Source organism: uncultured Veillonella sp. (assembly GCF_963524655.1).
Classification (GTDB): Bacteria; Bacillota; Negativicutes; order Veillonellales; family Veillonellaceae; genus Veillonella.
Genome location: NZ_CAURHA010000021.1, coordinates 1 through 21,886, shown reverse-complemented (window position 1 = coordinate 21,886; position 21,886 = coordinate 1). Strand labels below are relative to the sequence as shown.

18 protein-coding genes are annotated in these 21,886 nt (G+C 40.7%); 2 read left to right on the top strand and 16 right to left on the bottom strand.

Going from position 1 to position 21,886, the window contains the following annotated elements; translation table 11 throughout:
* Positions 1-2: 2 nt before the first annotated feature.
* From RYM16_RS05535 to RYM16_RS05495, 9 genes are all read right to left on the bottom strand, one after another.
* Complete coding sequence (locus tag RYM16_RS05535) at positions 3-1,559, bottom strand: ABC-F family ATP-binding cassette domain-containing protein (protein ID WP_105081399.1); 1,557 nt, start codon at positions 1,557-1,559, stop codon at positions 3-5.
* A 111-nt stretch (positions 1,560-1,670) separates the two neighbouring features.
* The gene (locus RYM16_RS05530) at positions 1,671-2,810 is read right to left on the bottom strand and encodes an amidohydrolase (protein ID WP_314982825.1); all 1,140 of its coding nucleotides are present in this window, start codon (positions 2,808-2,810) and stop codon (positions 1,671-1,673) included.
* Between the two features lie 46 nt (positions 2,811-2,856).
* On the bottom strand, positions 2,857-3,795 hold the full coding sequence (locus tag RYM16_RS05525; RefSeq protein WP_314982823.1) for an LD-carboxypeptidase: 939 nt from the start codon (positions 3,793-3,795) through the stop codon (positions 2,857-2,859).
* 56 nt (positions 3,796-3,851) lie between these two features.
* Positions 3,852-5,453, bottom strand: a complete 1,602-nt coding sequence (locus RYM16_RS05520; RefSeq protein ID WP_314982821.1) for a peptide ABC transporter substrate-binding protein — start codon at positions 5,451-5,453, stop codon at positions 3,852-3,854.
* Entirely contained in the window at positions 5,450-6,268 is an 819-nt protein-coding gene (locus RYM16_RS05515) for a serine hydrolase (protein ID WP_314982818.1), read from the bottom strand. Before RYM16_RS05515 ends, RYM16_RS05520 begins: the two co-directional genes overlap by 4 nt.
* A gap of 12 nt (positions 6,269-6,280) precedes the next feature.
* A complete protein-coding gene (locus tag RYM16_RS05510) occupies positions 6,281-7,228 on the bottom strand; it encodes an oligopeptide/dipeptide ABC transporter ATP-binding protein (RefSeq protein ID WP_314982817.1) in 948 nt (315 codons plus the stop codon).
* A complete protein-coding gene (locus RYM16_RS05505; RefSeq protein ID WP_314982815.1) occupies positions 7,228-8,208 on the bottom strand; it encodes an ABC transporter ATP-binding protein in 981 nt (326 codons plus the stop codon). The genes RYM16_RS05510 and RYM16_RS05505 overlap by 1 nt, the downstream gene beginning before the upstream one ends.
* Positions 8,208-9,107, bottom strand: coding sequence for an ABC transporter permease (locus RYM16_RS05500; protein ID WP_314982813.1), 900 nt, complete (start codon positions 9,105-9,107; stop codon positions 8,208-8,210). The genes RYM16_RS05505 and RYM16_RS05500 overlap by 1 nt, the downstream gene beginning before the upstream one ends.
* Positions 9,100-10,032, bottom strand: coding sequence for an ABC transporter permease (locus RYM16_RS05495; RefSeq protein ID WP_314982811.1), 933 nt, complete (start codon positions 10,030-10,032; stop codon positions 9,100-9,102). The genes RYM16_RS05500 and RYM16_RS05495 overlap by 8 nt, the downstream gene beginning before the upstream one ends.
* 134 nt (positions 10,033-10,166) lie before the next feature.
* Between RYM16_RS05495 and RYM16_RS05490 the strand changes: the two genes are divergently transcribed.
* Positions 10,167-11,000 (top strand): pyridoxamine kinase, encoded by an 834-nt coding sequence (locus RYM16_RS05490; protein ID WP_314982810.1) that lies wholly within the window; start codon positions 10,167-10,169, stop codon positions 10,998-11,000.
* A gap of 21 nt (positions 11,001-11,021) precedes the next feature.
* On the top strand, positions 11,022-11,606 hold the full coding sequence (locus tag RYM16_RS05485; protein ID WP_314982808.1) for a DUF805 domain-containing protein: 585 nt from the start codon (positions 11,022-11,024) through the stop codon (positions 11,604-11,606).
* 142 nt (positions 11,607-11,748) lie between these two features.
* Here the strand turns inward: RYM16_RS05485 and RYM16_RS05480 are convergent, their stop codons facing one another.
* From RYM16_RS05480 to RYM16_RS05450, 7 genes are all read right to left on the bottom strand, one after another.
* On the bottom strand, positions 11,749-12,915 hold the full coding sequence (locus RYM16_RS05480) for a hypothetical protein (protein WP_274204073.1): 1,167 nt from the start codon (positions 12,913-12,915) through the stop codon (positions 11,749-11,751).
* 211 nt (positions 12,916-13,126) lie between these two features.
* On the bottom strand, positions 13,127-16,741 hold the full coding sequence (gene cydD, locus RYM16_RS05475) for a thiol reductant ABC exporter subunit CydD (protein WP_314982807.1): 3,615 nt from the start codon (positions 16,739-16,741) through the stop codon (positions 13,127-13,129).
* Positions 16,742-16,965: 224 nt separating this feature from the next.
* Entirely contained in the window at positions 16,966-17,985 is a 1,020-nt protein-coding gene (gene cydB / locus RYM16_RS05470; protein ID WP_314982805.1) for a cytochrome d ubiquinol oxidase subunit II, read from the bottom strand.
* Positions 17,976-19,364 carry a cytochrome ubiquinol oxidase subunit I gene (locus RYM16_RS05465; protein WP_265137649.1) on the bottom strand — a complete coding sequence of 463 codons (1,389 nt, stop codon included), beginning with the start codon at positions 19,362-19,364 and terminating at the stop codon, positions 17,976-17,978. The genes cydB and RYM16_RS05465 overlap by 10 nt, the downstream gene beginning before the upstream one ends.
* 63 nt (positions 19,365-19,427) lie before the next feature.
* On the bottom strand, positions 19,428-19,880 hold the full coding sequence (locus RYM16_RS05460; RefSeq protein ID WP_227283337.1) for an Rrf2 family transcriptional regulator: 453 nt from the start codon (positions 19,878-19,880) through the stop codon (positions 19,428-19,430).
* A gap of 214 nt (positions 19,881-20,094) precedes the next feature.
* Complete coding sequence (locus RYM16_RS05455; RefSeq protein ID WP_009352619.1) at positions 20,095-20,589, bottom strand: molybdenum cofactor biosynthesis protein B; 495 nt, start codon at positions 20,587-20,589, stop codon at positions 20,095-20,097.
* A gap of 8 nt (positions 20,590-20,597) precedes the next feature.
* Complete coding sequence (locus RYM16_RS05450) at positions 20,598-21,458, bottom strand: polysaccharide deacetylase family protein (RefSeq protein WP_314982804.1); 861 nt, start codon at positions 21,456-21,458, stop codon at positions 20,598-20,600.
* Positions 21,459-21,886 lie beyond the last annotated feature (428 nt).

Below are 21,886 nucleotides of genomic sequence, written 5' to 3'. Positions count from 1 at the left end.
TCCTAAACAATTTTTGTCGTCCAATCCTCAATATTCCAAATATCCGTAACCCAACCTTGATAGAATTCAGGTTCGTGACTTACTAGTACAATAGTACCTTTGAAATCACGTAATGCACGGCTCAACTCTTCCTTCGCATATACGTCTAAATGGTTAGTCGGTTCGTCTAAAACCAACACATTATACTTATTCTGCATGAGTTTGCATAGGCGAACCTTAGCATTTTCACCACCAGATAATACACGCATTTGAGATGTAATATGTTCATTCGTAAGGCCACAACGAGCAAGGGCTGCACGCACCTCTGCATTGGTCATAGCCGGATATTCATTCCAAATATAATCTAGCGCTGTTTCAGAGTTAGATGGTGTATCTTCTTGAGCAAAATAGCCAACTTGTAAGAACTCACCTTTTACCAACTCACCACTCACAGGTTTTAATAAACCTAGAATAGTTTTTAACAACGTTGTTTTACCTAAACCATTGACGCCACGAATGGCGATTTTTTTATTTCTTTCAATTTGAAAGTCTACTGGTCTAGTTAACGGTTCATCATAACCTAATTGTAAGCCAAAAGCCTCTACAATGAAGCGACTTGGTGTACGACCTTCTTTAAAGCCAAAGGTAGGCTTGATATACTCTTTTGGTTTTTCCAAAATTTCCATCTTCTCTAAGCGTTTTGCCCTAGAGTTTGCCATACCACGCGTCGCTACACGAGCTTTATTACGTTGAATAAAGTCCTCCATACGCTCAATCTCTTGTTGTTGACGCTCATAAGCCTTGGCAGCTTGTGCCTTTTTCACTTCGTAAGCAGCTTGGAACTGATGATAGTCACCAGTATATCGAGTAAGTACTGCTTGCTCAATATGATAAATGACATTGACTACGGAATTTAAGAACTCCATATCATGAGAAATCAAGATGAACGCATTTTCGTAGTTCTGCAAATAGTTTTGCAACCATTGAATATGCTCTACATCAAGATAGTTTGTCGGTTCGTCCAACAATAAAATTGTCGGTTTCTCTAGTAATAGTTTAGTAAGTAAAACTTTAGTACGTTGACCACCACTGAGCTCTGTAACATCTCGATCTAAGCCGATATCTGTAAGGCCTAAACCAGAAGCTGTACGCTCAATAACCGCATCAATTTCATAGAACCCACGTTGTTCAAGAATTTCTTGCCATTCCCCAACTTGCTCGAGAAGCTTATTCATTTCATCTTCGGACACATCGCCCATGCGATTGTACGCATCGTTAATATTTTGCTCCATAACGAACAAATCATCGAAAGCCCGTTGTAATACATCGCGAATAGTCATGCCCTTTTCGAGCACTGCATGTTGATCCAAATAACCTACTGTTACTTGGTTGGACCATTCAATTTTACCTTCGTCAGGCGGTATTTTACCTGTAATGATATTTAGGAACGTAGACTTACCTTCACCATTAGCGCCAATAAGGCCTACGTGTTCGCCTTTTAACAAACGGAATGATGCATCATCTAAAATTTGTCGCGCTCCAAAACCATGGGTTACATTTGAAACGGTTAAAACACTCATATCTATCTCCACCGGAATAAAAGCCGTCTTGTTGAAGACGGCTTGTTTCATACTTACTTAAATATTATATCTATTGTACCTTTTTGACCTCTATATGTCAAAAATTGAACATCACTTACACATGGCATAACGCAAGGCTACAATAGCCATAATCTTAGCCCCCTTAATAGCTTGTGCCAATCCATAATCAGAACCGGCTGCACAAGTGAACTCTGGCGTATGTGCTTCTAAGCCTAATCCAATCTGTAATGTAGGCTGTGCCGTAGGCACCTCATAGGATACATTACCTACATCCGTGCTACCATCCGCTTCATCATCAGGCAATATACGAGGTGTTTCACCAAACTCAGTCATCACATCTTTAAAGAGATCTAATAACTTTTTATCTTGACACATATCCTTAAAAAGTGGCTCATAATGATGCATTTCAACTTGAGCGCCATAGGATGCTCCGATCTCTTGCGCAGCCGCTTTGATAGCCGGCAAAATAATACCTTCTAAATCATCCACCGTACGCCCCCGTACAGTCATGCGAAGCGTAGCCTTAGGAGTTACTACATTTGGTGCCGTACCAGCTTCGGTAAAGATAGCACCTACAATAGCACCTTTAGGGAAGGTTTTCTTTAACTCTTTAACTCTTTGATAAAGATCTACAGCACAATCTAAGGCATTGATACCAGAATCAGTAAGTGATGCGATATGACAGGAACGTCCATGGAAGGTAACCTCTAGGGGATGTGTCGCTAATGATGTGCCCCCCACCTCATTTTCACCGCCTGGATGAATGATGAGCGCCGCCTCATAGCCCTTAAATAAACCAGCCTCAGCCATGTATACTTTACCACCAATAGTTTCCTCCGCAGGACAACCAAAGAAGGTCGTTCCCCACGCTTCCGGTGCACTTTGACTAAAGGCAATAGCCGCCCCTAAACTCATCATAGCAATGAGATTATGTCCGCAACCATGACCGAGTTCTGGTAATGCATCATATTCACCTAAAAAGGCTATTTTATGCTGTGCAGAACCGTTATAGTCACCCCGTAACGCCGTTTGTAACTCTGGAAGATCAGTTAGCCCCACTTGAGATGTAAAATTATGTGTTTCTAAGAATTGGTTAATTACCTTAACTGCTTTATGCTCGTCTAAGCCCAATTCTGGGTTATCGTGTAAATATAAAGAGACATCGCACAATTCCTCAGCCATACTATCTATGATGGCACAGGCACGGGCCTCTCGTTCTTGTAATGTCATAACTCCCCTTATTGTTATTTAATATCTGTAAGCTAACATTTGTCTCCTATTTCGTATAAGGATGAACGATAATGGTATTAGAAATATATCTAAAACTAATCGTTGCTCCTAATGGCAAGGTTTGATGCGGCGATCCATGGCCTGTTGGCACATAGCACACAAAAGGTTCTGGTAATTCAGAATTTCGATTTTCCTCCATGTACCGCAACGCTTCATAGCCCAAATCATAATCAACTTCATCTTCGTCGCCTTCGCAATTTGTAAAAGTACCGATGACTAAACCTTTAATGCGGCTCAATAAACCGCTGAGACGAAATTGTTGCAACATGCGATCTAGCTTATAAGGAGCCTCCCCTACATCTTCAATGAATAGTAAGGTATCCTCCCAAGACTCATCCTCTAAAAAATAAGGTGTTCCCAATAGCATAGATAGCATTGTCATATTGCCACCGCGTAAAACCCCATCACCAAGGTCAGTGCCAATGGCACCTCGAGGGGGTTCAGGTAATGGTTCAATAACTTGTAATTTACCTTCTACGGTATTAAATAAGGCATCAATATCTGCTTTTCGTTCAGGCTTAAAATCTACGCCCATAGGGCCATGATACGTAATAAGTCGACTATATCGGTTAATAGCCATATGAAGTGCTGTACAATCGCTATAACCAATAAAAGCCTTACGATACTTACGAATCGCTGTATAGTCTAATTGTTCTAAATACCGCATCGTACCATACCCACCACGCAAGGCTAGCACCGCATCACAAGGGGCTGTAGTCATCATATATTGAAACTCTGTAGCTTGCTCCTCAGGAGTACCACCATAGAGGCCCTTACGATGTACACTATCACCCCATAATACCTTATAGCCTTTTGAGACACAAATTTCTTCTATTTTATGTAAATCTTCATCGCTTGCACTGGCAGGTGCCATAATACCTATGGTCATTCCCGATGCTAAACGTTTTGGTTCAATCCAGTTCATATATCCTCATAAAATACAACAAAAGACGTACACATAGTGTACGTCTTAAGTGTATCTTATTTGTATGCTTTTTTAAAGTCAACAAGGCCTAATGTAGTCCAGAAATAATTTTGAATCGTTCCGTTCGTTACATAAGGTTGTGTTGTGAAGTACAACGGCATTACAAGAGATTCATCAAAAATCATCTTTTCTGCTTCATGCATCAATGCATCTCGAGCCGCACCATTTGGCGTTATACGAATACGTGCAATCAATTCATTGTACTCATCACTGTGGTACTGACCATCATTATCTTCTGCAGAGAATACTTCTAAGAAGTTTTGCGGATCACTATAGTCAGCAACCCAAGAAGCACGAGCTACTTGGTATTTGCCAGCTTCACGGTCTGCTAAGAATACCTTTGTCTCTTGATTTTGTAAGCGTACATCAGCATCAAAAGCATTTACCCATGCATCTTGAATTGCTTCGGCAATAGATTTATGCAACTCACTTGTATTATACAAAATCGTAATTTGAGGTAATGGATGGTTCTTATCGTAACCTGCTTTTTTCAAAATTTCTTTAGCTTGTTCTACGTCTTCGTAAACCAAATAACTACCAGCTTCACGGAAGTCTTCACGACCATTACTTTCCAGCATGCCATACGGTACGAAGGCATAAGCCGCTTCTTTACCACCGCGAACGATGTTGTTAACAATGTTCGCGCGGTTGATAACCATGGAGAATGCTTTACGTACATCTGGATTTGTGAAAGGGTCAGCCTTTACATTAAATACGTAGTAATAGTTACCAAGCATAGGACCGATATGTAATAGACCAGCCTCTTCTAAGCGTTTTTGATCCGCTACAGGGGGCTCAACCATCATATCTGCCTCGCCACCTTCAACCAATGTAAGGCGTGTGCTTTGGGATTCACTAATAGGCCAATTCATCTTCTCTGTTTTCACAGATTCTGCATCCCAATAGTTAGGATTCTTGATGAAATCCATTTCCCCATTATGCTTCCAAGACAACAAGCGGTATGGACCATTAGATACCATAGTTTCAGCATTAGCAGCCCAATTTTCATGAGCATCTACAGCTTTTTTGCTCACTGGATAGAAACTATGAGCTGCTAGTAATTTCAAGAAATATGCTGTTGGATTTTCTAAGGTAACTACCAATGTATCGTCATCGATGGCCTTAACACCAACATCTTCTGCTTTAGCGTCGCCACTATTAAAGGCTTCACCATTTTTTAATACATATAACATATATGCATTGTCCGCATGGACTTCAGGGTCTAATACGCGTTTCCAAGCGTATTCAAAATCATGAGCCGTCAAAGGCTCTCCATTGGACCATTTTAAATCAGGTCGTAAATGGAAGGTATACTCACGACCATCATCGGAGATTTCCCATTTTTTTGCAAGTGCTGCTTCTGGTTCACTTTCATCATTAAGACGAACTAGACCATCAAATAGTTGAAGTTGAACCGTAGCCTCCGGAGAGGTAGTAGACTTTGCGGGATCCAATGTGGATGGTTCCTGCTCAATAACATAACGGATTGTATGCTCATCGATTGGTTGGACCCCACGAGGGTAACCAAATACGAACAAGAGCACACTCACCCCTAGAGCAAGGACCATGAGTTTTAACAAATTTCGTTTATCCATCATGGCAATGCTTCCTCTACAAATACTTTCATGATGCGCCCAACTTGAGCGCCTAACTCTTTACCGCGGTCATTATCAATATCGCTCATCAACAAGATAAAGCAAAAATGACCTCTTAATGTTTCTAACACGCCCCCATCATGCTCTACGCGATCAAGGGAACCTGTTTTATGGTGAAAGCGTACGCCTTCGCCCCAGTAAAATGGCAAGATATCACGGAATTGTTGGCGGCCTAAAATATTCCACATTTCACAGCCATAAGCGTCTCTATCACGATATTCAAAAATGTGTTTATACAGACGAGCTAAGGCCATAGCAGTCATATGGTTATCTCGACCCTCAGCTAACGCATCAAAGTCCATCATCATACGATTTAATTCAATCTCATCAACACCGAGTTTCTCAGCACGAGCATTAATATTTTCCATACCAAGTACAGTGATGAGCAAATTCGTTGCTATATTATCGCTGAGCACCATCATGAGACGGCATAACTCAAGATACGTAAAGCTATGTTTACCTACAAGCTCTTGCAGTGCCCCACCACCTTCAACGCGTGGAGTTTTAGATAAAGGCACCGTATCATTAAGGTCCAACTGCTCAGTGCGAGCTAAATGAAAGACATATTCCATGATGAGCACCTTAATCAAACTCGCACTAGAATGAACTATATTTTCACCTTTAGATGCGATAAGTGTCGGTTCTTCTTCATCATCAAATTGCAATACTACATAGGATATATTCCCTGTAGGTGCCAATTCTTTAATAACCGTATCAAGTTGATTTTCTAAGGACTTACCAACAATTAGTTTTTCCATACTATTCTCCCATTATATGTGCCAGCATGCGATGCGGCGATCAGCCCAATCGCGAAGCGGTGGACGCTCTGTAAAGCAACGACCTTCCGCTTCTGGGCATCGACCACTAAACAAACAGCCTTTTGGCGGATCTAGTGGATTTGGTGGGTCTCCTTTTAGAGGGGCCCCAATTGGTGCATGTGGCATAACTGGGCCATTTAAGGCCGTCAAGGCACGGGTGTACGGATGTTGTGGGAATTCATACAAGTCCAATGCTGGACCTTCTTCCATAACAGCACCCAAGTACATAACAACCATGCGATGACTAATGTAGCGCACCATGTTTAAATCATGAGAAATAAAGAGGTACGAAATGCCATGCTCGGCTTGCAAACGTTCAAGCAATGTCATAATCTGCACTTGAATCGATACATCTAGTGCAGAAATCGGTTCATCACAGATGATACATTGAGGCTGCATAATTAGAGCCCGTGCAATACCGATACGTTGGCGTTGACCGCCAGATAATTCATGAGCGTAACGCTCACCAAAGGACATATTCAATCCAACTTGGTCGAGCACCTCTTTTACACGAATAACGCGATCACGCGGTGTATACTTTGAATCTAGTTCTAAAGGCTCTTCTAAAATAGCATTCACCGTAAGTCGTGGATTAAGGGATGCGTAAGGATTTTGGAATACCATTTGCATCACTGGATGAACAGCTTGTCTCTCCACATAAGGATCAATGTGACGACCATTCATATAAATGGAACCAGATGTAGCTTGATGTAAACCCATCAAAGTGTAGCCAAATGTGGATTTACCACATCCAGACTCTCCTACGATACCAAGGGTTTCCCCAGGTGATTGATATAGGCTCACGCCTTGTACAGCATGTACCGTGTGTTTTGGCTTAAACAAGCCGCCTGACAGGGTGAACTCTTTAACGAGATTGTCAGTCTCCCATACGTAACTCATTAAAGTCCCTCCAACTTAGCTAACCAACATGTAAATTGATGATTCTCACCAACATTTGTAACCGTAGGAATCCGATTACCACAAATACGCATAGCCCATTTACAACGCGGGTTAAACGCACACCCTCTCGGCAAATCAAATAGATCTGGCGGTTGACCTTCAACGGCTTTCAACTCGCCATGCCACTTTCCTTGCGGCAATGCTAGTAATAAGCCCAAGGTATAAGGATGACGAGGTTCGTTAAAGATGCCTTCTACCGTAGCAGACTCAACGCATTTACCTGCATACATAACCATAACACGGTCACAAATTTGAGCGATAACGCGTAAGTTGTGAGAAATAAAGATAATACCAATACCAGCCTCTACGGCTAATGTTTGCATAAGGCGCAAAATTTGTGCCTCTGTAGTAATATCAAGTGCTGTAGTAGGCTCATCACAAATCAAAATCTTTGGACGCCCCGCTACAGCCATGGCGATACATACGCGTTGGCGCATACCACCACTCAACTCGTGAGGATATTGAGATAAACGTCTTTCCGGTGTAGAAAGGCCCATTTTCTTCAATAAGTCGATGGCAATGGCTTTTTCATCGTACTCTTCACCGTAAGCATTAGTACGATGGATAACCTCATACATTTGCTCCCCAATCGTCATGATTGGATTTAAAGAGGTCATCGGATCCTGGAATACCATGGCAACTGTAGTACCACGAAGTTCATTCCAATCTTCTTCAGTAAAGTCTATACAATCATGACCATCAATCATGAATTTGTCCGCTTTAATTTTAGTTTTACCATAAGGCAACAAACCCATTAAGGAATTCACCAAAACAGATTTACCACAACCAGATTCACCTACAATCCCTAAAATCTCACCAGGCTGTAAGGAAATATCTTGATTGCGAATCACTCGTAATGGACCTTGAAAGGTTTCGATGGTAATGGATACATTGCGCACATCAACAATTGCGTTATTCATTATCTATCTCCTTCCTTAGGGTCTAATACATTGCGTAAGCCGTCGCCAAGGAATGCGAAACCAAGCATGGTAACGCTAATAGCAACAGCAGGGAAAATCAATTGGAATGGATAAGAGCGCATGCTACTAATCCCTTCAGAAGCAAGTACCCCCCAACTTGCCATCGGTGCATTTACACCTAGACCGATAAAGCTAAGGAATGCTTCTGTAAAAATAGCCTCTGGAATAGCCAATGTTAAGGTAATGATAATTGGCCCCACACAGTTCGGCAAAATATGACGCAATAAAATGCGATGCTTTGGAATACCCATAGCTTCTGCAGCGATGATGTATTCTTCGTTTTTAACTTTCAAAATTTGGCTACGTACGATACGGGCCATGTTGAGCCAGTACGCAATGCCTAGTGCTACGAAAATAGATGTAAGGCCAGGGCCTAATACAACCATTAGCAAAATTACGTATAACAAGAGTGGAATACCGTACAAAATATCTACGATGCCCATCATGATACGGTCAACCTTGCCACCCATATAACCTGCAATACCACCGTAAGTAACGCCGATTACTAGGTTGATGAAAGCCGCTACAAAACCAATAGTCAAGGAAATACGAGCACCATACATAACGCGGGTATAAATATCGCGGCCCAATGTATCTGTACCAAACCAGTGACTAAAACTTGGACTTTGGTTGGCATCGATTAAGGATTGATCCGCATAGGTATATGGTGAAATTATGGGGCCTAAAATAGCCAATACAATCATCACAAAAATGATGCTTGCCCCGACTACAGCCAAGCGATTCACCTTGAACCGCTCCCATTTACTAGGGCGCTTAATAAAACTAGTCAGTTCTTCTTGAGGGGCCCGTTCAATAGGTAAAAAATCTTCCTTATTCATCTGTCCCCTCCTCTGTTGTCACACGTGGATCGATTAATGGATAAATCATGTCCACTAAAATATTAAGAAATACTACTAGCGCACTATAGAAAATCGTAATGCCCAAAATAACAGTGTAATCACGGTTATAAATGGATGTTACGAAATATTGTCCTAGGCCTGGAATGGCAAAAATAGTTTCTACGATAAAGCTACCTGTTAAGAGGCTCGCCGCCAATGGGCCTAAGTACGTAATAACTGGTAAAATCGCATTGCCTAGCGCATGGCGAGTCAAAATAGTCCAAGAATCTAACCCTTTTGCCCGGGCTGTACGAATATACTCTTGTTGATATACATCAAGCAAGCCACTACGTGTCAAACGAGCAATAAAGGCCATCGGTTGTGCCGCTAATGTTAAAACGGGCAACACCATATAAGATGGACCGCGCCATAAAGCTACGGGGAACCATCCAAGCTCAAAGCCTACTACATATACAAGAACAGCACCGATAATGAATGTAGGCACTGAAATACCCAGTGTAGATAATACAGTTACAGCATAGTCTACAATACTATTCGGTCGCATAGCACTAATGGCCCCTGCTGTAATACCACCCACTACAGCTACCATTAACGATAACAAGCCTAGCTGAGCAGAGATTGGGAATGCATCACTAATAATGTCGTTCACACTACGACCTTCATACTTAAATGATGGTCCCAAATCGCCGGTAATAACACCACCTAAATAATCTCCATACTGCTTCCACAGGGGATCATCAAGATGATACTTTGCTTCGATGCTTGCTTTCACCTGAGGCGGTAATTTCTTTTCTGTTGTAAAAGGTCCCCCCGGAATTGCATGCATTAATGCAAATGTTACAGTAATGATGACCCATAAGATTATGATTGCGCCACCTAGGCGTCGAAATACATACCTTGTCATTTCACTATCCTCCATTAAAAGTCTATCCGTTTTATTATACTACATTATGAAGTTAATTTCATGAATAGCATCATTACATTTACAGAAAGCCGTACATAACGTACAATAAAATATATAATTAATTGGAGGTGTCTATGACAGCAGTACCTAGAGTATTAACAATTCAAGATATGAGCTCAATCGGCCGCTGTGCCCTAACCGTTATGATTCCCATTATCAGTGCTATGCGCTGCCAGGCAGTACCTTTGGCTACAGCCGTTTTGAGCAATCACTTGGAGTATCCCCATTATGAGTTTGTAGATTTATCGGCTCACATGAGGGATTTCATGGACTGTTGGGATAAAAACGAAATCGACTTTCACGCTATTGTAAGCGGTTTCTTGGCATCGCCAGAACAAATCCACCTTGTGGAGGAAGCAATCGACCGTTTTGGCAATAATGGGCAAATGGTCATCGTCGATCCAGCTATGGCGGACGATGGTCGCCTCTATTCAATCTACACTCCTGATATGGTGGTAGCTATGCGCCAACTTGTTTCCAAGGCTCATATTGTAAAGCCCAATTATACAGAGACTTGCTTCTTATTAGATATTCCATTTTCTACAGATCCTATTAATGATGATGAATTGCGTGATCGTTGTAAACAATTACATCACATGGGGCCTGACATGGTTATCATGACAAGCGTTCCATCGGAAACACATGCGGTCATCGCCGTCTATGATGGGCCTACAGACTTTTTAAAAACCTACTCTATACCTCTTGTCCCTGTAAAAGCAACCGGAACCGGAGATATTTTCACCGCTGTATTATCAGGTGCAGTAATGAGGGGATATTCACCTTATGATGCAGCAGAACTGGCAATGAATTTTACTACTAAAGCAATTCAAGCTACAGTAGATACTGTAAAATCAATGAAACATGGTGTAGCATTTGAGCTAGTCTTGCCAGAATTAACTCAACTATAAGCTATACATAAAGGGGAACTTATGGATTTACTCTATGTTGTATTACGAACATTGCTCATATGTGCCATCGGTTTACTCATTGCATTCCAAGGGCGTCGCATGGGCTTATCGATTTTTAACCTCACGGGACGGTTAAATCGACTACAATTCATCATATGCTTTATCGCTCTGATGATTCTATTCCACATCGTCCACTATATCGATGATCTATTCTTGGACTTTGTTGTCTCTTTACCTGCATACTGGTTTACAAGAGTTATTATTTGGATTTTACTAGCAGCCCTCTTCCCATTATCTTGCATTTTATTTGGTCGTCGTATTCACGACATCGGCTTTAATGCATGGGCAGGGATTCTCTGGTCGGTAATTATGATCTTCATCAATACCTACTCTGCTGTATCTCCATTCAATTACTTGCTTGAACTCTTCATATGGCTCATCGGTTTCCTATTCTGGGTATTGCCTGGTCAACCAGAACCAAACCAATATGGTAACCCACCATTTATGCCTGTAAATCGACCAACTTATGAGTCGATGCAACCGTCCATATCGCATACGGAAAAAGAAATCCGCAAAACGGTGCGTAAACGACGTAAAAAACGATAACAAATAATACATAAAAAACGTATCTCTTCATAAAGAGATACGTTTTTTATTTATCACATGTCTTATTATATATAGTTCTTTATTACCTTAATAGCTATACCATAAATAATTTAAAAGAGTTACAACCTGATTCTTTACAAACTCAAGTCAATAACATCAACTCTATCATAGTACAAAGGATATAAGCAATAATAAACTTAACCTTTTGTTTGCGCGCTCTATCATCATCAGAAATCTTAAGTCTATTTTCTAGGAAGCGCTTATCCCGGATTTGCAGCAATAAACGTTTAATACGCTCTTGACCTTCAGCGGCATTACACTCACCGCTATCAGAGGTCAATGTAGCTTGCTGCATGAAGATGCGCCGATGGAGCTTACGCATTTGAATCTTGATATTGTTATGAACAAACGCACTTTGCCATTGTTTTCTAGAGTCAAAATACATATACAAATATCGTGGTGTATTCATTAGTAGTAAAGAAAGAATAAAAATCCCCAAAGATATTAAGAAGTAAGTAGAGAATGAAAATTCTAGTGTTTCAGTTGGTAAGTAATTATGCGCAAAGATATAGGTAATCCATACACCAATCGGCATTAAGAGCACTGCCGCAATATCAATGGATCGAAGCCAACTAGTACGAATTGGTACATCTGGCACCGTAAATGTATCTACTGGATCATGAAATGCATAATAATCTATTTGTAATACCGATTGACTTGTTCGAGGATTACCTAAAAGTACAGGGCCCACACTCCCTATGGAGCGTTCTGGCAAAGGTATAAACTTTTTAAGTTGCGTATTGGGTATTAAATCAAAGCGAATAATACCTTTTTTTTCAAAGCGTACAGTAGATCCCTTTTCGCCTAATGCAATAGGATTAAAAAAGATGCCAAAAAGACTAAGGCACCAGTTACCTAGTAAGTGTAAGATGGAATTTAAAATAAATCCACCAGTATCTAAATTCTCTGTATCGAGCCGAATTGCAAAGGATGATGAGTAATCATCAAACCATAAGTCTTCTAAAATAAATTCAGCGGTAATCACATTCCCCCATTTAGTAATAATAGATAGGAATATTTGATTATTTGGTTCAAACTCAAAAGTTATAGAATAAAAGAACTTATGATTCCGAAGAGCGGCACGCAACATGCGATTAACCACGTCTTCTTCTATAAATAACAAACGATGATCAAATAAATCTTGTTCTAAAGGTACTTGTTGAACAGGGCTTTCCTTTTTCACCGTCGTATCACGATCAGATAATGCTTCATCCACCAATGCTCGTAATTTGGTGAAGATTTTAGTCATAATCCCTCCAAGGATAAGATAAAATAGCTTTTACATAAAAATTATACCATATATTGCATGATTTATCGATAAAAGACTCCCATATCTACTATTAAATATCGGCATACATAAAGCCCCTTTTGCATGGCGCAAGGGGCTTTATTACTATAGTTTAATATACTACCTATTATAAGTTAATAATTATAATAGATACTTTTACGGATATTAAATTTTATTGAATACTTGCCATAGATAGATAGCAATATTCGTAGAAATGACCACGCAACGCAATGAGCTCTTCATAGGTGCCATCTTCTACAATTTCACCTTTATCCATAAATAATATGCGATCCATTTGTTCTAAACCTTCTAGTTGATGCGTAATGTATAAGCATGTTTTACCTTCTACGTAGTGCATCAAATCGCGATGTAAAGCTTTTCGAGTTACTTGATCTAAGCCTTCTAGTGGTTCATCTAATAAAACAATTTGAGGGTTTCGCAAAAATAATCTCGCTAACGCCACACGTTGACGTTCACCGCCACTTAGTCCATGTCCACCACTACCAACGATTGTATGTATACCATCAGACAGCTTATCTACAACATTTTGCAAGGATGCACGGTGTATGGCTTGCTCTAACTCATCAGCTGTTGCTTCCGGTCTGGCAAGGCGAATGTTATCACCAAAGGACGCATGGAAAATATAGGTGTCCTGAGTAATGGTACCTAATGCATTACGCCAGGTATCCATAGAAATATCCTTTAATTCTACATCGCCCACATGGATAGAGCCGTTGTAATCATATAAACGCTCTAGCATATTAAATAATGTAGTCTTACCGGAACCACTGGCACCCACGATGGCAATCGACTGACCTTGTTTAATATCCAATCTAAGGTTCTCGTAGATAGTATGCGCATGATCATAGCCAAAGGACACATTTGTAAAAGTAATATCTCGATTCGGATTAAATGGCTTAGGTTCTGATGGCTCCACAACCGGTAATGGCTCATTTGCAAGTGCTATAAGACGGCTTGTGGCTACTTTACTTTCAGCACCGTGATGGACCGCTGCAATCATCGGTTGTAATGCTTCAAACCAAGCTTGCGTACCAATAGCGGCCACTGCCACCATTACGCTAGCCCACGCCCCAGTTAATGCATTAGCAGCCATAATCGCTACCACAACAACAGTTAACTGAACGCCGCCTAGGAATAATGTGTTGCCTAAGTTCATACCGCGATCAATATTTCCTTTATGCCCGTCAACATGTCTCATCATCTGTTGAATTCGTTTATATACAAGATTTTCATTGCCATAGCTAATAACGTCTTCGAGGCTATCCATAGTATCACTTAACAGTGCTTTATAGTCTCCTTGTTTAGGCCCAATAGCACGTAGAGATTGTTTATTATGGGCGTAAACAACTAATGGTACTACTACCCCTAAAACAAGAGCTGCCATTAAAATTGGCATAACCAAGCTATCATCAATCGTAGATGCTCCATAAGCAACTAACGCCGTCAAAGCAATGGCTGCTACAGGTGGAATCAGAGTTCGCAAGTAGAAAAATTGTAATACCTCTATATCCCCCATAATGCGACCTAGCATATCACCGGCACCAAATCGTTTTAAAATAGCCGGTGCTAATGGCTCTAAATGTGCATAGAACCATAGGCGTAAACCATAGAGACCTTGGAATGCCATACGATGCGATGTGTAACGTTCAAAATAACGACATACTGCACGACTAACACCAAAGAAACGAACCCCTACGATAGCAAGACTTAAATAGGTAAGACCTGGTTGTAACGCAGCCGACGCTAGTAACCAAGATGAAACAGTTAACAAACCTACATTCATGAAGACCGTGAGGAATGTAAATATCAAGGCTAACACTAAGGACCACTTAGCAGGACTTAGAACTGTGAATAATAGCTTCCACCCTTGTAAGCCCATTTTCTGTCTCTTCACATCATGTTTATCAAGTGTAGATGATTTAGTCACCGCATCAGTAACAACTTCCTGTTTCTGAGCATCAGCAATACACGCCTGTTTCAGAGTTTCATCCATAGCAGGTATATGTTGCGCAGTTGAATGTTTACCTGCTTTTAATTCTTCTTCTATGGCAGAAGAGAATTGTCCCAAGCCAGATGCTACGAGGTCTTTAAAATAACCATCCACAGCAACTAGCTCTTCATAAGAGCCTTGTTGAATAATGATGCCTTGTTTTAAAACATATAGTTTAGAAGCCCAGTGCATCGTTTGTAAGCGATGCCCGATAATGATGACAAGCTTATCCTTCATCAATCGTTGAATAGCTGTACTAATGATAGATTCCGTTTTTACATCTAAGTGGGCCGTTACTTCATCGAGAATCAGCACCTGCCCCTTCCGTAAGAATGCACGTGCTAAGGCAACCCGTTGACGCTCACCACCACTTAAACCTAAACCACCTTCTCCGATGACCGCATCAAGACCGTCAGCATGACGACTGATGACATCTAAGAGTTGAACCTCTTTACAAGCATCAAGAATTTCTTTATCACTTACATCCATGCCAAAGGATAGAACCTCACGCAAGGTGCCTTTCATAATGTGTGGATGTTGAGATACATAGGTAATTTGTTGACGCCACCAGTCGATATTTAAATCACATATATCATGACCATCTACTGTCACTGTACCAAGCGGCGCTTGCAAGAACCCGCCTACAATATGTGCAATAGTGGACTTGCCCGCCCCACTTTCACCAACGAGCATAATAGGTGCATTGCGTTTAGCCTCAAGCGTTATTTGGCGAACTCCATTATCACTATTCTTATAGGTAAAAGTTAAATCCTTAATCTCAATATGTTCTACAGAACCATCTAATCTTGTGGTTCCACCAACAGGTAAGGATGGTTCACGATTCATAAAGTCTTCGTATTTTAAAATTGAAGTTTTACCTGCCATTCCCGTGTGGAAAGCAGCACCCAATTGTCTAAACGGTGTATAAAACTCTGGTGCCAATAGCAAAATAAAAAACGCTGGGAAGAAGGCAATCTCACCATCTAGCAAGGTTAAGCCTAAATATACTGCAATCAAGGCCGTACTAATAGTGCTTACTAGTTCTAGCACCAATGCTGATAAGAATGCTACGCGCAATACTTTTAAAGTAGAATCTTTAAACTCCTCAGATAAGCGACCAATAACTTTAATTTGATCTTTTGCACGACCAAATAATTTAAGCGTAGTAATCCCTTGCAGAACATCTAAGAAATGCCCTGACAAAAAGCTCATGCGCTCCCATTGCTCTTTATTCAATCGATCAGCTTGCTTACCGATTAGAATCATAAAGAATGGAATCAATGGCACCGTAACAATCAAGATAATACCAATAATCGGTAATGCATCTACGATAGCAATCCCCATGATGAGCGGAATCATAATAGCGTATAAGATTTGAGGAATATAACGAGCTACATAAGCATCAACCTGTTCCAAACCATCTGTAAGCAAATGAATTACATCACCGTGACGCTCCTTATGCTGTACACCAAGCTTAAACATATGCTCTAAAGCATGCTCTCTAAAAGATGCTTTCACAGCACTGCCCAAACGATTTGCTACAGCCTCTTGTATATAATGAGCTGACAATCGCACAATAATGGCAATAGCCAAATACGAGATTGTATTCATCTCATCAGCTAAGGTATTCTCTAAAAATATAAAATTATTAATTAAGGTTCCAAAGAACCAAGCTTGCCCAACAATGGACAGACTTTCTACTAAGCAGGTTAATCCCAGTAGTAAAAGCTGCCCTTTATGTTCTAGCAGCGCTTTAAAAGCGGTACGCTGTATCATATTATCCTCTACGGTAAAACTACTAAAAATATAAACTCAAATTGATTAGATTTCCTCTATCTAGGTCGTACTCAGATTAAGCTAAACTATAATCTAATTGAGTCCAAATGAATCTAAATTTATCAATATTATTCATCTTACCACAAAAAAGAGGCGTGCCGCTACGGCACGCCTCACATTGAGACCTAAATTTTACAACTCACCAGAGTTATAAAGCTATTTTATTAATAGTGTAAGTCTTTTTCTGTTACACGATGACGGAATGTCCAGTATACCCAGCTTTGGTAAACCAAGATAATTGGCACAAATACGAAAGCTACACAAGTCATCAATGTCAATGTGTAAGTAGAGTTACTTGCATTTGTAATAGTTAAGCTCCACTCAGGATTCAAAGAAGAAACCATGATGCGAGGGAACAAACCAGCAAAGTAAGCAGCCGTTACAGAGATAACGGTTAAGGAGCTGAATACAAAGCCCCATTTTGTATTACGAGTACGTGTTGCGCCCCAAGAAATAAGGAAGAACACGATTGCCAACGCAAAGCAAACCATTGCTAATACGGAGTTGAACAAATCTGTAAATACATAAGTTGCACCTACCAATGCTAATGCACCGATAGCTGTAGGAACACCTACTACCAAGGAAGCTGCCCGAGCGCGTTCAGAAACAGCACCAGCAGTCTTGATAGAAGTGAACAAACCACCGTGGTATGTGAATACCAAGATGAAAGCGATGCCACAAAGCACTGTGTAAGGGCTTAACAAATCAAAGAATGTGCCTACATACGTCATGCTGGCATCGATTGGCGTACCTTGGATCAAGTTACCAACCGTAACACCCCACAATAATGCAGGAATCAAGGAACCAAAAAAGATGCAGTAGTCGAAAGTTTTACGCCATAACAAGTTAGGGCTTTTGGAACGGAACTCGAATGCTACGCCACGCATGATAAGCGCTGCAAGCATCAAGAATAACGCCAAGTAGAAACCACTGAACAATGTAGCATATACATGAGGGAAGGATGCGAATAATGCACCACCTGCAGTAATCATCCATACCTCATTACCGTCCCATACAGGACCTAAGGCATTGATCATTTGACGACGTTCAACGTCAGTTTTACCGATGAATGGTAACAAAATACCAGTACCATAGTCAAAACCTTCTAATAAGAAGAAGCCAGCGAATAGTACAGTAATTAAGATAAACCATACCACTTCAAGGTTATTAAAAATTAATTCCATAATCTCGCCTCCTCTTTTTCAACTACATCGTGAGATGGGTTACCATCTGGACCTTTTTTGATGTGTTCTACAGCAAGGTAGATAGCCGCAATAGCTGCTACGATATACACAAGTGTAAAGCCGATGATTGTAGTCATAATTTCTGGAGCTGTAACGGATTTAGAAGCACCGTCTGCAGTTAATTGTAAGCCATATACAAGCCATGGTTGACGGCCCGCTTCAGCTACAAACCAACCAGTGGAGTGAGCGATAAATGGCAATGGCAACATCCAGAACATAATTTTCAAGAATGTGCGATTTTCAACAAGTTTGTCTTTTGCATTAAGGATAAGACCTACGAATGCAACAAGTAACATAAGGGAACCAGCTGCAACCATGATACGGAATGTCCAGAAGATTGCTGGAACGTCTGGAATATAGTTACCAGGACCGTATTGAGCTTCAGCTTTAGCTTGAAGATCTTTGATACCTTCTACTTTACCAGAAGTGAAGGAGTTTTGAGTCAAGAAGGACAAGCCACCAGGAATTTCAAGAGCGCTTGTGTTCTTTTGAGCTTTAGTATCGATGTTAGCAACTAAAGAGAATGGTGCTGGATCTTGTGTTTCCCACAAAGCTTCCATAGCAGCCATTTTCATAGGTTGTACTTTTGTAATATATTGACCTTGGTGATGACCTGCCATTGCACCTAAAGTACCGAATACAAGGGTAATAACCATGCCCCATTTAGCAGAACGACGGTAGAATTCTGTCGCATTATTACGCAATAAGTGCCATGCACTGATTGCCATAATGATTACGCCTGCTGTTAATAGACCATTCAACACGATATGGAAGAATTGGCCAGGTACATAGCCATTTTGAACAATTGTCAGGAAGTTTTCCATCTCTGCACGGCCATTGCGCAATACAAAGCCTACAGGATGTTGCATGAAGGAGTTCGCTACGAGAATCCAGAAGGCAGATAGGTTTGTACCTAATGCTACCAACGTAGCTACAAGGGCGTGAACACTTTTATTTAAGCGGTCCCAACCGAAGATCCAAACACCCATGAATGTAGATTCCAAGAAAAATGCCATTAATGCTTCAAGGGCCAATGGAGCGCCGAAAATGTCACCCATAAAACGAGAATATTCTGCCCAGTTCATACCGAAATGGAATTCCTGAACGATACCAGTTACCACACCCATGGCAAAGTTAATTAGGAACAATTTGCCCCAGAATTTTGCCATTTTTTTGTACACTTCTTTACCTGTAGACACATATGTCCACTCTAAGATAGCGACAATCACTGTCATGCCTAGTGTGAACGGCACAAACAACCAGTGATAGATAGATGTTAGCGCAAATTGTAATCGAGCTAAATCTACAGCTTCAAACATGTGTTTTCCTCCTTAGAATAAAAAACTTACATCACTTGATGAGCTTTTACCAAAAACCTTGTATTATTGTGCTTGTAAAAAAGGTAAGGACCCTGCCCCAATAGTTTGCTCACGTTGAGCGAGGATTTTAAAATTAACCCCTTTCAACTGACCAATTAATTGATGCTGAATCGTCCCCATTGCTTCATTTATAGCACAATGCCCGTTACAAGATTTAGAGCAAGAACCTGCATCATATAAACACCGTTGTAAATACGCATCCCCTTCTACCGCTCTAATTACATCGAGCAATGAAATCTCTTGAGGGTCTCGATTGAGGGCAAACCCACCATCTACACCGCGGAAGGATTTCATGATCCCTGCTGCAATGAGACTACGCATAATCTTGAGCAAAAATCGTTCTGGAATCAATTCTTGCTCAGCCAATACAGCACCTGTTATCTTCGTACCTGAAGGTAACATCGCCATATGTAAGACCATGCGAAATGCATAATCCGTGGCCTGATTTAATTTCATAAGGTCTCCTTTCTCGTGCACTCGGACAAACGTATTACTAAATCTAGTATAATCGAAATAAAACAATACTGCAATGGTATTGTTTATATATTGAGAATTAAACAAACCAGTTTTTATGCATCTAGTTTATGTCTCACATGGCAAATTGAGTGTCTATAATGATAATATTTCATACCTAAAAAAAAGACTGCTCATAATGAGCAGTCTCAACATATTATTTTGTAATTTCCCGAACGAGGTGCGCCATTTCAGGAATGATGAGTTTACTCATAGCCAATGTTACAGCACCTACAGAACCAGGGACAGAGAACATCAATGTATTATTGTTCACCCCAGCCTCCGCACGAGAAGCCATCGCTTTTGTGCCGATATCTTCTGTGTAGGAAAGATATCTAAAGATTTCACCAAAGCCAGGAATATGCTTTTCATACAAGCTATTTACAGCCTCAATTGTCACATCGCGCATGGCAATACCGGTGCCACCAGTAGAGATGATTACATCGATAGATTCATCATTGCACCACGGAATCATAGCGTTTCTAATAGAATCATAATCATCAATAACAATTTTGCGTTCTGCCACAATATGATTCGCTTGCTCTAAAAACTCTTGAACCTTGTTGCCCCCTTTATCAGTTTCCAATGTGCGAGTATCAGAAACAGTTAACACCGCAACACGTAATGGTCTTGCTACAACTTCGTAAGACATAATTCCTCCTAGAATAAAGGCATAATAGATGCTAAGGTTGTCCATCCATTATCGCGTAATGTATCACGCAATGCCCAAGAATACTTAATAAATGGTGCGCAATGTAGGCGCAACCAGAAAGATAAATACGGTGTATCACCTTGGAATATAGCTAATCGATCTAAGGCATAGAGATTATCCCCTGGCTTAACTGTACCTGGTTGAACGGTGAAAGCCATCTTATAACCAGATTGCTTCGTAACATACTGAACGAGCATATCATTAAAACCACCTGGATAGGCTAAATAAATGATAGGCTCCCCTAGAATACCTTCCATAGAGGTTTTACCACCTAAGATTGCATCTGGCAACTCCGTTGGGTCCATATGGGTTAGTATCTTGTGATGATTTGTATGACCTTGAATATCAAAGCCTGCTGCCTCCATTTCTCGCATTTGCTCCGTACTAACGAAACCAGGCGTATTCGCTGCATCGCTAATCATAAACAATGTAGCCTTCATATTATATTCCTTTAATATAGGCAAAGCATGTTTATAATTATCTACATAACCATCATCGAAGGTAATAACAATTGGCTTATCTGGTAATTCTGTACCATTTTGCAAATAATCGTATAGCTGATTTAATGTAATCGTGTTGTATCCATGATTATGGAGATATTCCATCTGCTCCTTAAATTGATCTACATGCAGTGTTAAAGCAGAGTGCTTTTCATCATTTATCTGGTGATAATTGAGTACCGGCACACCATATAATTTATAATCAGCAGACAGTCCCCACATAACCCCAATGGAAACAGCTAATATTGCAATACATGCAACAACGAAATATAAAAACTTTTTAATACAGCACTTGCCATATTTATACATATAAAATAATCACTCCCATCTACTTTCATACATAATGAGAATACCACAAGTATATCAGTATTATCAACAAAATCCCTCACAAGATTATCATAGAAGTCTATGAAATAACAAAAAAAGACACACCCTCAGGTGTGCCTTTAAACAATCAGCGAGTTCTTATGTACGGTTCTTCCCTACAGGATACTGGGTGTTCGTCGCTGTGGATGGCCTTATGTAGCTTCGCTACATATCCATCTTACGCTCCGAACTAAGCGATGCAGTGAATCTGTCGTCGCTTCGCTTCTCCAGCTTCTACTGCCCTGCTCACCAGGTACCCTGGGAGGATAGGAAGCCATACAACAAAAAAGACACACCCTCAGGTGTGCCTTTAAGCAATCAGCGGCTTCCTATCCTCCCAGGCCGTCTCCAGCCAAGTACTTTCGGCGTTT